The organism is Arthrobacter oryzae (genome assembly GCF_037911235.1).
Taxonomy (GTDB): Bacteria; Actinomycetota; Actinomycetes; order Actinomycetales; family Micrococcaceae; genus Arthrobacter; species Arthrobacter oryzae_E.
Map to the genome: position 1 here is coordinate 68,114 of NZ_JBBLYW010000034.1, position 13,683 is coordinate 81,796.

At 66.5% G+C, this 13,683-nt stretch carries 8 protein-coding genes; all 8 read right to left on the bottom strand.

Annotation, left to right across the window (positions count from 1 at the left end; genetic code table 11):
• Positions 1 to 69 precede the first annotated feature (69 nt).
• The 8 genes from WMN78_RS10250 to WMN78_RS10285 all read right to left on the bottom strand — a co-directional run bounded on the left by WMN78_RS10250 (position 70) and on the right by WMN78_RS10285 (position 13,467).
• Positions 70 to 1,761, bottom strand: a complete 1,692-nt coding sequence (locus WMN78_RS10250) for an endo-1,4-beta-xylanase (protein WP_340533644.1) — start codon at positions 1,759 to 1,761, stop codon at positions 70 to 72.
• 41 nt (positions 1,762 to 1,802) lie between these two features.
• Positions 1,803 to 3,590, bottom strand: coding sequence for a polysaccharide deacetylase family protein (locus tag WMN78_RS10255; RefSeq protein ID WP_340533645.1), 1,788 nt, complete (start codon positions 3,588 to 3,590; stop codon positions 1,803 to 1,805).
• 58 nt (positions 3,591 to 3,648) lie between these two features.
• A complete protein-coding gene (locus WMN78_RS10260; protein WP_340533646.1) occupies positions 3,649 to 5,436 on the bottom strand; it encodes a polysaccharide deacetylase family protein in 1,788 nt (595 codons plus the stop codon).
• Positions 5,437 to 5,455: 19 nt separating this feature from the next.
• Positions 5,456 to 6,796 carry a glycosyltransferase gene (locus tag WMN78_RS10265; RefSeq protein ID WP_340533647.1) on the bottom strand — a complete coding sequence of 447 codons (1,341 nt, stop codon included), beginning with the start codon at positions 6,794 to 6,796 and terminating at the stop codon, positions 5,456 to 5,458.
• Between the two features lie 2 nt (positions 6,797 to 6,798).
• Positions 6,799 to 7,341, bottom strand: a complete 543-nt coding sequence (locus WMN78_RS10270; protein WP_340533648.1) for a hypothetical protein — start codon at positions 7,339 to 7,341, stop codon at positions 6,799 to 6,801.
• Between the two features lie 20 nt (positions 7,342 to 7,361).
• Positions 7,362 to 7,520: a hypothetical protein gene (locus WMN78_RS10275; protein WP_340533649.1), complete on the bottom strand. Its 159-nt coding sequence runs from the start codon at positions 7,518 to 7,520 to the stop codon at positions 7,362 to 7,364.
• A gap of 521 nt (positions 7,521 to 8,041) precedes the next feature.
• Positions 8,042 to 10,741: a helix-turn-helix transcriptional regulator gene (locus WMN78_RS10280; protein WP_340533650.1), complete on the bottom strand. Its 2,700-nt coding sequence runs from the start codon at positions 10,739 to 10,741 to the stop codon at positions 8,042 to 8,044.
• Positions 10,742 to 10,743: 2 nt separating this feature from the next.
• Positions 10,744 to 13,467, bottom strand: a complete 2,724-nt coding sequence (locus WMN78_RS10285; RefSeq protein WP_340533651.1) for a helix-turn-helix transcriptional regulator — start codon at positions 13,465 to 13,467, stop codon at positions 10,744 to 10,746.
• Positions 13,468 to 13,683 lie beyond the last annotated feature (216 nt).

Consider the following 13,683-nt stretch of genomic DNA (forward strand, 5'->3'; position numbering starts at 1 on the left):
GCAGTACCGGGTTCGGCGGTGAGGCACCCGGATACATTGCCGCGGTTACGCGACGAGGGCACCCGACGGTCAGCCGCCCAGCGCACGCTTCATCGCTTCGTACGCGGGCGTCGGTTGCCCGTCTTTGAACAGGTAGTCGTGGCCCTGCTGCAGGCTGCCATCGTTGATCCACCAGTTGTAGCGGTGGTCCACGCCCCACGTCGTGTAGGAGACGCACGCACGCGAGCGCAGACAGGTGGCCAGGACCGTGGCATACTGCTCCGCCTGGACCTCCGTCCCCTGGTCGTCCGTGACGTCGTTCTCCGAGATGCGGACGTGCAGCCCGGCGTCCTCGAAGAGATTGAGCGTTTGGGTGAGGTCGGCGGCTGAGATGGCGTCGGTCTCGAGGTCGTAGATGTGGGCCTGAAGGCCAACGCCGTAGATGTGCCCGCCCTGGGCGTTGGTGTCGAGCGCGAGCTTGAGCAGGGCATCCTGGCGCTCCCCCGGCACGTCGGCCCCGTTCTCATTGATGAATTGCTTGACGGTCGGATCGGCGTCGTAGACGGCCTGGGAGACGACCGCCGGGTAGCCGGGCCCGAAGACGCGGTACCAGATGTTCTGCTGCAGGCTGGTCCCCTGGTCGACGTCGAACGGCTCGTTGACAACGTCGAGCGAGTCGAGCCGACCCTTGAAGTGCGTTACCACGGTGGTGACGTAATCGAGCAGGGCCCCGGCGCTGGCACGGCGCTCCGGTTCGGAGCCGGTGGGCAGTTCCTGCATCCAGCGCGGCATCGCCTCGCTGAATGCGATGGTGTGGCCGTGCACGATCATGCCTTTGCTCTCCGCGATGGCGATGATCGCGTCCGCCTCCTCGAAGGTGTAGACGCCCTGCTGCGGGGAGAGGAACTGCGGCTTCATGGCGTTCTCCGGCGTGACGGAGCCGAAGTTGGACACCACGTCCCGCGCGTAGTCCTCGTCGCCGGTCAGGGGGCCGAGCGCCACGGCCGCACCGATCCGGAAGTCCGGCCGGGTTCTGGCGGCCAGTTCCTGAAGGCCGTCGGCCGACGGCTGGACGCCGGCGATTGCGGCCCCCGACGTGCGCAGGCCGGCGCTCTTCGGCGCAGCCGCCTTGAGGGAGGTGACATCGAAGGCCCCGGAATCGCTCGACAACCCGAGCCACAGCTCCCCGGACGAGAACACCTTTCCGAGGGGCAGCGAGGAGAGCGTGTCCGCGCCGCTGGCGATCTCTAGCGTGTCCCCGGATCGGCGCACCGTGAGCGGCGCGCCGGGGTCGCTCACTGTCACGTGCTCGTCGTGCACGGGGACCGGCTGCGTCACGTCCCTCTTCTGCGTGCCGTCGAAGACTGCGATCTCCAGGTCGTCACCCTGGAGGGTCAGCCGCAGGCCCGCCGGCTCGACGCGGAACTCGTCGGCGATCACCGGGGGCCGGTCGTAAAGCGCCCAGGACGCGTCCGCGGTCACGTCGGCGAACGTCGCGCTGAGTGTGAAGTCCCCGCCGACCACCAGGTGTATGCCGGACAGGTTGAGCGGCGGGTTCGGCTGGCCTCCCCCGCCGTCCTGCCGGACGATGCGCCTGGCGGTGGCGGTGATCTGCAGGCCGCCGCTGCCGGCCGTCACGCCCGGGACCTCGCGCCAGTCCCCGTGCAGCAGGTCGACCGTCACATCGGGCTCCGGTGGCGGCTCGGGTGAGGAGCAGCCGCCGAGGACGACAAGAAGGCCGGACGCCAGCCCCGCAATCAGTGCGTACCGGCGCCTGGCCATCCTGCGTCCTCTTCCTCCCACCTGCGTACTCTTCCTAGTCGTTAGGGCTTGGTCCAGCGGACGTCGTCGAAGTACCCCTGCAGTCCCGAGTTGCCCTGGACGATGACCTGCAGGCTTGCCTTGGCGACCGACGTCGTACTGGGCGAGTATGTCAGGTCGACGTTGGTCACACCGGCGGCCGCTACCCCGAGCTTGTACTGCCCGGAGATCCACTGCCCGGCGGCGTTGTACTCGTCGATGTAGAAGCCCACTTCACCGCTGGTTCGCGCCGCGACGTTGAGGTACCCTGCGATCTTGTAGGTGCCGGGCGTCACCGCGACCTGCGGGGAGAACAGGTGCTTGTTCGCCGTCGTGGCTGTCAGCTTGACCGAGTTCACCGGGTTGGCCGGGCTCCCGTGGTTCGCGGCGTCGGCCACGATGGTGGAAGCCGAATCGGTCGTCCATCCGGAGCTGATGCCGGCGTCGAAGGTGCCGTTGGCGACGAGACTGGACGCCGGCGGCGGGGTTGTCTCCGCGCCGAGCGCCAGCATCTGCACGTTATCCACGTAGGCCGTGATGCCGGTGCCGGCCACCCATATCTGCAGGCTCGCCGAGGCCACATTGGTCGAGGTCGGCGTGTAGGTGAAGTTCATCGCCTCCACCCACCGCGAGTTCTCCCGCTTGCGGAACTGCCCGGAGATCCACTGTCCGGCCGAGTTGTATTCGTCGACGTAGAACCCGACCTCACCGGCTGTGACCGCAGCCACGTTAAGGAAGGCCTTGAACAGGTAGTTCGTGGTCGGCGTCACCGGAACCGCCGGCGAGAACAGGTGACCCGCCGTGGCACCCGAGACCAGCTTCACCGACTTGGCGAAGTCGGGGAAGCTGCCGTTGTTGCCGGAGTCCGCGGTGATCGCCGCCGGGGCGTCAGTGCGCCAGCCGCCTGCGATGCCATTGTTGAACGTCGGGTTCGGCATCATGTTCGGCGACCCCGTCACGAGGCCCTTGCTCACGTTGACGTTCCTGATCTGTCCGGCCGCCACTTTGGTCTTCACGTACGCGGCGAGCTGGTCCAGCTCAGCGGTACCGTACTGGTAGTCATCCGGGTTGGTGCTCGGGTTCGGCCTGATGTCGTGGAAGGTGAACACGACCCACGTCTTGTTCGCGATCGCCTCATCGACCTTCGCCTTCAGGGTCGCGACCGGGGTGGTCACCTCCTGAACCGGAACGTTGCGGAGCAGGTAGTCGCCGAGCGGCCAGATGTTGTTGCCCGTGTCGGCGAACCCGCGCATGGAGCTGTAGTACTTGGCCACCCGGGCGACCGCCGACATGTCGTAGTCGCCGTACGGCGGCGCGAAGGCGGTCGCGTTGATGCCGCGCGCCGCCAGCGCGGCCTTGCTGTTGGCCAGCTCGGCGTCCACCTGGGCGGCCGTCAGCTTGGTGTTCTGGCAGTCGTCGCCGACGCTCACGAGGCACTGGTGGGTGACGGTGTGCGACCCGATCTCCCAGCCGTAGGTGTTCTGCAGCTGAGTGATCTGATCCCACGTCATGTACGGGATATCAGTACTGGCGCGGCAGGTGTTCGGGACGGTCGTCATGCCGACACAGTTGGTGACGACGTAGTTCGTGCCGGTGAGCCCGTACTTCTGCAGTGTCGGCGCGGCCTGCGTCAGCGCGCTGAGGCCGCCGTCGTCGAAAGTGAAGGACACGAGCGGCCCGGGCGCAGGGTTGTCCACGGCCGCGTTCGCGGCCGTCGGGGACAGCAGTGCGGCTGCCATGGCCCCCACCGCCAGCCCGATGGTCACGAGCTTGGTACGCCCCCGCGCCAAGCCGGATCTGGTTCTGGTCATGAGTTCTTCCGTTCTTTTCGGGTGGCCGACGGCGCCGGGATATGCCGCCGAATGGTGATCACGGGCCCTGCAACTTCTCGAATGCCTGCGCGACCGGCTGGACTTCGATGCCGCTGTCGTCGATGAGCTGCAGCTGGGCGGCGAGGACGTCGCTGGTGATGGTGCTCCGGTCCGCCGCGATGGTGTTCTCCTGGGTTCCGGTCGAGTCGGGGGTCGCGATCTGGTGGTAGACGAGGATGAGCCAGCCGTTCACCCGGGACGTCTCAGCGAGCGCCTCGGCCAGGTCGCCCGGCGCGGTCTCGTCGGTCACGTAGAAGACCTTCAGGTCGCGCGGTTCGAGGTTCTGCCGGGTGTTGATGCCGTCCTCCGTGCCGCGCACGATGTCAAAGTACTTGCTCGCGTACCAGTCCACCTGGGGGTCGGACCGTCCGTACGGGGGTGCCAGGTCGTTGGTGTCGAAGCCGGCAGCCGCCAGCGCCTCCTCGCTCTTCCGCAGCTGCTCGTCCAGCCGGTCGGCGACGATCGAGGTGAGATCGAGGTGTTCGTAGCTGTGCGCGGCGATCTCATGTCCGGCCTCGTGCATCTGCTGCAGCTCGGCGGCCGTCATGAAGTTCGGCGTCTCGATAGAACTGGCATTGACGTAGTGGGTGGACGGGAAGTCGTGCTTGTTCAGCAGAGGCAGGGCGCGGTCGTACACCGACTGCCAGCCATCGTCGAACGTGATCGAGACCATGGGCTGGTCCCAGCGGAGGGGTCCTGGCTTGGTGACGTCCTTCAGCGAATAGTCGCGGACGCCGGTGGTGCCGTCCCAGTGCGACACCAGGGTGACCATCGCCGTCTTCGCCCCTTTGGGGACCTGGAAGGACTCCTTGATCGTCGTCCACTCTCCCGCTGGCGGCACCGTCGCCAGGTTGTGGAACTCGCGCCCACCGGCCGCGAGCTCGAACTCCGCCACCACGTCCACCTCGCGCTCGGACCGGTAGGTCGCGCCGAACTCGAAGTACCGGTCGGTGGTCACCGGGACCGGCGGGTACTGCCACTTCGCCTCACCGCTCCGATAGTTCGCGATGCGGGTCCAGAGGAAGCTGCCGTCCTTGTCCTCGCCGCGCCCGGACTCCACGGTCGACGACCCGGAGGCGTATGGGGACCATGAGTCGGGTGCGCCCGGCCGGGGAGTGGCGAGCTCGGGGTTGGGGATAAGGTTGGGGGCCGTCGTCGCGGCGGGCCGCACCCGGACATCGTCCGCCGCCTCGAGGTACGCGCCCTCGACTCGGACGGTCCCCTTCGATGCGAGCCGGAAGACGTACTCCACCGCGGTCGTCGTGTCTCCGCTGTCGAACGCGTCGCTCACCGTAAACGGGGAATTGCCGGGCCGCTCGAGAGGGTTCCGCAGCTGCTCCAGAGTCGTGCTGCCGTCGGCGTGGTGCTGGCGGGCCAGCAGTGTGAAGTCCGCGTCGCTGGTGGCGAACGCCTTGAACAGGTAGGTCTTGCCGGGGTCGACATTGACCCGTGGGCTCGTCAGCGTGACATCGCCCGACGCGTAACGGTCGACGTCGAGCTTCAACGCCTGGGCGCTCAGCTGCCCCTCGACCAGCTCCAGCGAGGCCCCGGCGTCCCCGCTGTGGCTGACGTTCCAGCCGCCCACGGGGCCGGCGGGCGCCGACGGGCCGGATGCCGACGGGCCGGACGCCGGCGGAACGCCCGCTGCAGTCAGATCGAGCGCCGGGAGCAGGTTCGCGCCGGGCCGCGCCTGAGCGATGCTGCTCGGCCCCCCGGTGTACAGCAGCCACCCGGTGGTGATCATGACGACCACCAGCGAGATGACTACGAGCGGATTCAGCAGCACACGGAGAACCCGCCGGCGCCTATGCGGCACGAGTTACCACCACCAGGCTGGCGGCCCGCTGCGGCGACTTCCATGTGTTGATCTCGGGACGCCGGAAGAGGCCGCGCGAGCGCGCGATGCAGCGAACCGCCGCCGTCAGCTGCACCAGGTCCATGATGTAGAACAGGAAGTACGCCGTCGGCGCGTAGACGGAGAGCCGAACGCGTTCGCGCCGGGTCAGGTTCTCATCCATCCAGACCGTCAGCAGTGTGTAGGCGGTGATTGTCGCGTACGCACCGAGTATCAAGGCGGGCGTCCGCGTGACCAGCGACCAGTAGACCGCATACGTCCAGGCCAGGGGCGAGACGAGCAGCGTGAACTCGCTGAGCAGCGCCATCGGCATCCGGTAATAGGTCAACGTGCCGGTGTACCGGCGGCTCGGGTTAAACGTCATGGCGCGGTACTTGACGAGGTTCTGGATGCTTCCGTACTTCCAGCGGTAGCGCTGCTTCGCCAGGGCGCGGAGAGTGAGCACGCCCTCGGTCTTAGCGACCACGTCAGCGCCGTAGATCATGCGGAAGCGCCGGTTGCCCAGGCTGGTGATCTTCGCGCTCAGCCCGATGTCCTCGGTCAGGGTGTCCGTGTCGTAGAAGCCGACCTTGCGCAGCACGCGCATCCGATAGGTGGAGGCCACTCCACCCACCACGAACTCGCAGTTCAGCAGCGAGTAGAGCTTCTTCGAGCGGTAACCGATCATGTGCTCGAACCGCTGCAGGATGCCGAGCACCGTCGTCTCCTCCAGGATCTGCACGTTGGCGGCGACACCGGCCACGTACGGGTCGTCGAAGTAGGACAGCGCGTTCGTGATGGCGTCCGGCTCGATGACCGAGTCGGCGTCGAGCGTCATCACGAACTGGCCGCGCGCGTGCCGGCGAAGCACCGAGTTGAGCGCCGCGCCCTTGCCGACGTTCTTGCGCATCCGCACGATGCGCAGGTTCATCTCGGGGTGACGCACCTGGTAGTCGCGGACCAGCCGACCGGTGAGGTCGGTGGACGCATCGTCTGCGACAAACACCTCGAAGGTGCGGTAAGTGCTGCGCCGGATGGAGTCGAGCGTCCGGACGATCACCGGCTCCTCGTTGTGGGCGGCGACGACGATGGAGACCAGCCCGGGCACTTCGGGGAGGGCACGGCGGGTCCAGGTGGCCGTTGCCGCGCACTCCGCCTCGTACTCGACGGGGAGCCGGACGCGCTTCATCGCCTTCCGCCGCTGCTGCCAGATGTCGTAAAAATTGGCGCCCACCAGGTAGAGGCCGAAGTGCACGACGTAGAGGATGCTGACGCCGGCGAACAGCCAGAAGATTACGAGCGCGATGTCCATACTCACGGCTCCGTGGAGTTGGCGGCGAGCGCGGGCACGTGTGCGGCGGACCGGTGCTCGGCGCGCCGGTTGCGCGGCGCGTGGCGCGGCAGCTTCACGGACGCGGTGCCGGCGGCTGGCGCCTCGGCCGGCTGCAGGACCTCGCCGAAGGTGGAGTTCGTGACGGCGTCGGTCGTCATCACGTCGCTGAGCCCGCCGCCGACGGGCTCAGCCGGGACGAGCAGGGCGTCCTTCTCGGCCGCGGTGGACCCGAACACGCCCAGGCGGACCAGTCCGGCGTCGGTCAGCTGGCCGGCGGCCGGCTGGACGAGATCGATCTCGGGCGTGGTGGTCGGAACGGCGGCGGCCGACACCGCGGCGGCCGGCGCTACGGTCTCGACGCGAGCTATGCGGGCGGCGCTGCGCCGATAGATCCGGATGCCGACGAAGCGCATGACCGCGGTGAGGGTCACCAGGATCCACAGCACCACGCTCAGCTGAGCCACAAAGTCGAGCAGGCTCTCGAACATCGCTCCGTCCCGGCCGAAGGTCGACTGTGCAGTCACGGCGACGCTCTCGATGCGCGTCATCGGGGTCCCTCCTGGTCCATGCCGAAGCCGACGTAACCGCGTCCCACGATCGCGACGTCATTCTCCTGCCAGTCCCGGGAATCGTCGAGCCGCGGTGGAAGTTCGGCCCTTGTCAGAGGGGCCGTGTGAGCCTTTAGTTCGGTGTTCGGTGTCATGCTAAACCGACCTCCCGGTATTCGATTTGTCCCGTTTGTTAGAAAGCCGGCGACGAAGTGCGGCAGATCCCGGTCTCAGAAGACGCTGCCCGGAACCTCGCCGGCTCGAAGAGGGTGCCCGCGATCGGCGGGATGCTGGTCGCCCTGAAGGAGTGTTCCAGGTGCACATGAGCTTCCGAACGCCAATGGTCAGCTGTCTGATGCATTTAGAGACCCACTTCTTTCCCCAATAGATGCCTGCGGCCCAACAAACTACAGCGTATTAACCAACCACCGGCCGGGGCGCGAGTGGGCTCTACCCGTCTTTGCGGGTACATCACTGAAGGGAACGGGGTGGTACCCGCACGCTCCGCCCCCACCACTCGCATCGGTACTCGCTTGGGGGCAGGGGGAACCCACTGGGGGCTCCGCGGGATGCGGATGGATTCCAACGGTTAACCTGAGGCTTGACTACAGTTATTGGAGGGCATGGAAGTTCTCATGGGCGGCCGGGTCAAGCGGCCGGGCCAGACTGTGTGGGGCTATGCAGTTCCGGGCAAGCCGGCATGTCGGGCACCGTAAGCAACCGAAGCCAGGTCCTCGCGATGGCTGATGCCGAGTTTCGCGAACATGCGGTAAAGATGGCCTTCCACAGTCCGGAGCGAAAGCCCGAGCTGTAACGCGATTTCCCGGTTGCTTGCGCCGGCTTGGACGAGGGCCGCAATTTCCTGTTCGCGCCGCGTCAGCTTGTGCAGGTCCGGCGGGAGCTCGGCCGCCGAAGCGCCGGCCTTGTTGAGTGCAGCATTGCGCTGTTTGACGAGTTTCTGGGCCTCGAACTGCCGGGGTTTGTCTCCGCGGGTTTCGAGGATCCGCAGGGCGTGGGCGGCGCATTCCGCGGCCGCCAGGTCCAGTCCGTCGCGAGCTGCGGCGTCGCTCATTTCCACGAGCCTGTTGACGTCCTTGGAAGCGAGGGCACGGCAGTATGCGGCCAGGAATTCCGCACTGCGACCTTCGCAGCTCTCCGCGGTTGCTGCCAGGCGCGGAACGACGGAAAGGTCGCCCAGCCGGAGGACCAGGGACAGGATCTCCACTTCGTAGCTGAGGAATCCGGATGCTGCCGCCGCGTCGGCCAGCGTTGTGAGCTTGGATACGGCGGCCTGGACACCGACGCGTTCAGCTAGCGCCGCAACAGTGTACGCCTGCCCCAGCAGCGACGCATGGCGATGGTCCGACAGCAGTGCGTCATAGGCCTCGGCGTGCGCTTTGGCCGTTTCGGTCCGGTTAAGGATGGAGGCCGCGTATGCGGTGGCCGCGAGTGCGTCGGGCAGGTCGCCGCCGGCATCGGAGACACGCAGCACCTCGGCAGCCTGGCTCAGTTTCGGCAGGGCGGCCGCGATGGTCCCCCGGCGCAGGTCCGCGGTGCCCGCAGCGAGGTGCAGCATCCCGCCAAAGTAGATCAGGGAGTTCGACGCCTGGGCGATATGGTTCTGCAGGTAGTTGTCGAGGACGTCGAGTTCACCGGCATGAAGCAACGCCAGCAGGTAGCGCCGCATCACGAACTCGGCGTACTCGAGACGCCGGTCGCCGCTGGCGGCAAGGATGTCCTCAACCACCATCACGATCTGCAATGCTGACACTGCACGTCCTGTCAGTGCCAGCGACTCTGCCAGCAACGTTCCGGCCAAAAGCCGGGACTCGTCGTCGTCCGTGGACTCCCAGATCTGCTGGAGTTCCGGCTCCGCTTCCACATGGCGGCCCGCGGCCTGGTAACCCTCCAGAGCCAGGAGCCTGCTGCCCAGCCGCGCTGTCTCCAGCTCCTTCGCATCGAAGCCGGGATTGGCCGCTTCCAGTCTGGAAACGGCTTCTGCCCACGCATCGGCCGCACGCAGCAGGGACTCGGGTCCGTTGCGCTTGCCAGCTGCAAGCTGGGCCGCCAGCATCGACGCCTGCCGGACCGTGCGCAGATCGGTGGCTTGTTCCACCACGCCCTCGAGGCACAGGCCGGCTCCGATATGATCGCGGCCGTACAGCTTGGCGCGTGCCAGCTCCACCTGTGCCGCGAGCTTGAGGGAAGGCTCCCTGATCGCCCCCACTACCCGTTCCACGTAGTCAGGGATGAAAAGGCGGTTCGCCAGTTGGGCGGCCTCGAGGATGTCGGCGTCAGGAACTGTTGCCCCGGACTCCAGCGCCCAGGTGACATGCCGGAGCCTGCCGTCCAAGGTCTCCGGCCTCGAGTCCAGAAGGTCAACGATCCGCCGCCGGATGGTGACGCTGCGGGCGGTCGGAACCAGCTGCCTGATCACTTCCCCGATCAGTGGCTGGGCCAGGCGGACATGCCTGGCGGAATCGGCCGAGATCGTGATGAACTGAAGCTCTTTGAGTTCATCGACTGCGTGGCTGTCGCTGGCACGCTGGAGGACGCTGAGGGGGATTGCCTCGGCCAGCGCCACTGATTCCAGGGCCTGACGCTGTTGGGGGTTCAGTTGCATGATCTGGTTCCTGACCAGGTCCATCAGCCGGACTGTGGCTGCTCCCGGTTCGCCCAGAAGCACCCAGGTGTCATTCCGCTGCAGCAGGTGGCCGCGGGCCTTGGCGTGGGCTATCAGTTCCAGCAGGAACATCGGATTTCCACCGGATGACCTGAACAGGACCGCACTGGCGCTGGGCACCAGCGGGGAACCGAGCACCCGGGTGCACAACTCGTCGACTTCCTCGCCGCTCAGCGGCTGCAGTTCGAAACGGTCCACCAGGCCTTCCGACCACATCTGCAGCACCTCCGGAGGCGGTGACGGGTGCGGCCTGCACAGCAACACCACCCGGGCGGCCTCCGCTGCGGCCAACTGCGCAATAACAGCTGCGCTGCTGTCATCAAGATGCTGGGCGTCCTCCACCACCAGCACGGCCTGCGACTGGTCCCTCAGTCCCTCCGGATTGAGTTCCGTCACCAATGCCTTAAGCACGGCACGCGGCTGGTCGGTCTGTCCGGGTGTCAATGCGGTCAGCAGGGGCGCGAGGGCGGCGTACGGAACCTCGGAGAGCGACGGACCCGCGTAGACATAAAACGTCCGGATCCGGCTGCCAAGCTCAAAAATGACTTCGTTGGTCAGCGCAGTCTTGCCGATGCCGGCATCGCCCAGAATCAGCGCCCCGGGCCCGTTGGTGTCCAGGAGGCAGTCGACAACCGACGCGACCATGCCGAATCTCCCGATCAGCCGCTCGGCCGTGATGGTGCTTTCAGTCATGGCTAGTCATCTCCTGTAGTTCCAAGGGCCACCGGAAGTTCCAGGCGCTCCTCGATTTTGAGCTTGCCGTAAATCTGGTAAAGGTGGCCCTCCACGGTCCGGACCGAAACGTGGAGCTGGGCCGCGATGCTCTTGTTGCTCGCTCCGGCGGCGGCGAGTTGCGCTATCTGGAGTTCGCGGGCTGTCAGCGTGAGCCGGTCGTGGGTTCCGTCCTGGGGGGTCCGCAGCCTCCTTCGGCAGGTTTCCGCCAGGTGCTTGGCCTGCCGGATCAGGCTCCGTTCGATCCGCGTCTGGTCGAGGTTCAGTACTGACTCGGCAATGTCCAAGGCAAACCTGTCGTTGTGCATCCTGGCCGCAAGGTTCGCGGCCGCCATGAGTTCCTCAGCTTCGCCTGAAATAACGCCCCGGGCGTAGTGCCCGCACAGTTCCGCGAAGGGCCCCTGGCTCTCACCTGCACTGGCCAGCAGCCGCGGGGCCGCTCCTGACTCCCCCAGCCGGACAGCCGAGCTGAGGCACAGCAGCTCATGCCCGACGTTTCCGGTGCCGCGATCGTCCTCCGCCATACGCAGCAACTGTTCAATTCCCGTCCGGGAGCCCTCCAGCTCCGCCCGCGCAAGCGCCGTGAAGTAGCCTTCCGCCCGGGAGACCTTCCACGTTTTCCGCCTGGAGCCTGATTCTGTCTCCGCAAGGTACCCAAGTGCCCGTTCGCGCTCACCCTGCAGGGCCGATGCGTAGGCCGCCGCCGCGCAGGCGAGGGGCAGGATGCCGTCGGTGTCCTGGATCCGCAACTGGCTGATCCCGGGTACAAGCAGGTCCAGTCCGTCCCGTCCACGTCCCTGCATGCAGGCGCAGATCGCCTCCGGAACCTCGGTCGCGCTAAACCGCCGGTAGATGACGGATGACGGGAGCCAGTCCTCTGTCGGAAGGGTCTCCGCTGCCTCCTCCCACCTGCCGGCCACGAGGTACGCGAAGCGCAGCCGGGAGATCACTGACTGCGCTATGGCCACCGGGATCTCAGGCCGCAAGCACTGCAGCTTCAGCTGTTCGGCGAGCTCGGCGGCTTCCGTCTGGCGTCCCGTCACTGCCCACGCTTCACACAGCCAGCTACCTGCCTGAAGACGGAATTCCGCGCTGTGGAACTCGACATTGTTCAAGGCCTCGGAGAGGGTGGCGGCCAATTCAACGTAGGTTCCGGCGTAGCCGGCGGCTTCAGCCTCGGCAAGCGTCAATTGTTCCCGGATGCGCCTGAGGTCCGGCGCAGGCATTCCGGCCGCCGGACCTGACGCGTCCTCATAAAGTACTTTCCGTGCCTTGGCCAAGGAACCCGTGGCTTCTTGCCAGGCGTCCGGGCTTGCCAGAAACACCGAACTCTCGGCCAGCAGCAGACCGATCCATTCTGCGAGCGCGGGGTTCACCGGCGACGCCTTACGATGCCGGCGGACCACGTCCAATGCCTCTTGCACCTCGCCGAGCGTCATCAGCGCCACCACTTCCTCGGTGACTGCCGCGGCCAGGGCTTCATGGCCCGGAATGGACCGGGCGAAGCGCAGCGCCAGGGCCGCATCCAGCCGCCTGTTGGCAAGGCGCGCGGCTGACAGGGATTCTTCCGGAGAGAGCGAGGCACCGCATTCAAGGGCCCAGACCGCGAATGGCAGTTCCGTGGCGGGTGTCCGGAGCGAAGGGGCCGCTGCAAGAAGGACCATTTCGCGGAGTTCGTTGCTCCGCCCCGGCGGCACGTTTTCCCGGACAACGTCGGCCACCAGCTGGCTCTGGATCCTGACGCGGCGAGGCAGGGAGTCCTCCACCGCCAGGACGCCGCGCTCTTCCAGGGCGTCCACGTCATCGGCGTCCACGAGCGTGAGCAACGTATCCAAAGGCAACGTTTCTGCCAGCGACAGGATTTCCAGGATCCGCCGGTCAGCCTCACCCATTCGCCCGAGCCGCGTGGCGATGAGGTCGGTGATGGCCCGTCCGTGGACGTGGTGGTCCGCCGTCAGGACCCACACCCCGTCCCGGAGAACCAGGGAACCGGAGTCCGCAAGCTCCATAGCCAGCATCTTGAGGTAGTGCGGGTTGCCGTCGCTTGCTGCCCAGAGCGATTGGACGGCCGAGTGCGAGACCTTGGCGCAGAGGCCTTCTTCGAGCCAGCTGACGGCCTCGCGGAAAGACAGCGGCTCGAGGTTCACGCGCGTGAGGAACCCGCCGTCGCACAGCCCCGAGATTTCTGCCGACAGCCGCAGCGGATCGGAACACGTCATGACCAGGCGCACCGCACGGTTTCGGGCCAGCTGGGCGATGGTCACGGCCGTCAGTTCATCAGCTTCGCCCGCGTTGTCGACAAAGAGGTAAACGGTCTTCCCTTTGGCCCGTTCGCGCAGGAGCCGCATGAGGCCGGACAGGACAAGCACCGGATGGTTCAAATACCCCGGCTCCAGGTCGCTCAACAGCATGTTGAGCGCGCCGTAGGGTGAACGGGAAAGGCCGGCACTGCACCGAAGCGTCACAACCAGGGAATCGTCTCGGAACTGTTTCAGCGCGTGGGTGGTAAGGAACGTCTTCCCGGTGCCCGATGTTCCCGTCACGAGGACTCCACCGTTGGATTCCGCCAGGGCCCGGGTGATGTCACTGACGGCCTGCTTGCGGCCGATCAAAGGCCAGGCGGCACCCCGTGTCATCCCGGCGGATCTGTTGGCGTGCGAGCTGGCCACATTATCGGCTGTCAACATGAGTGAGACCTCTGTAATTACGAGCGATTCCTGGTACCCCAAATTAACCAGCTCGCACGCCCGCGGGCACCAGTAGTGAGTACTCGAATTTGCCTGTCACCCATACCTGTACTCGGAAAGCAAGTACCCCTGATCGCCCCGTTGGGGCACGCGGATCCGCGGATTTGGAGCCGGACAACGGCCCCGCCGGCACCTACGGCCGCTGCAAAATAGTTA

What these genes read in the sequence shown, in the direction of transcription:
- WMN78_RS10250 (WP_340533644.1), bottom strand. Translation starts at nt 1,761, where the DNA reads ATGGCCAGGCGCCGGTACGCACTGATTGCGGGGCTGGCGTCCGGCCTT.
- WMN78_RS10255 (WP_340533645.1), bottom strand. Translation starts at nt 3,590, where the DNA reads ATGACCAGAACCAGATCCGGCTTGGCGCGGGGGCGTACCAAGCTCGTG.
- WMN78_RS10265 (WP_340533647.1), bottom strand. Translation starts at nt 6,796, where the DNA reads ATGGACATCGCGCTCGTAATCTTCTGGCTGTTCGCCGGCGTCAGCATC.
- WMN78_RS10275 (WP_340533649.1), bottom strand. Translation starts at nt 7,520, where the DNA reads ATGACACCGAACACCGAACTAAAGGCTCACACGGCCCCTCTGACAAGG.
- WMN78_RS10280 (WP_340533650.1), bottom strand. Translation starts at nt 10,741, where the DNA reads ATGACTGAAAGCACCATCACGGCCGAGCGGCTGATCGGGAGATTCGGC.
- WMN78_RS10285 (WP_340533651.1), bottom strand. Translation starts at nt 13,467, where the DNA reads ATGTTGACAGCCGATAATGTGGCCAGCTCGCACGCCAACAGATCCGCC.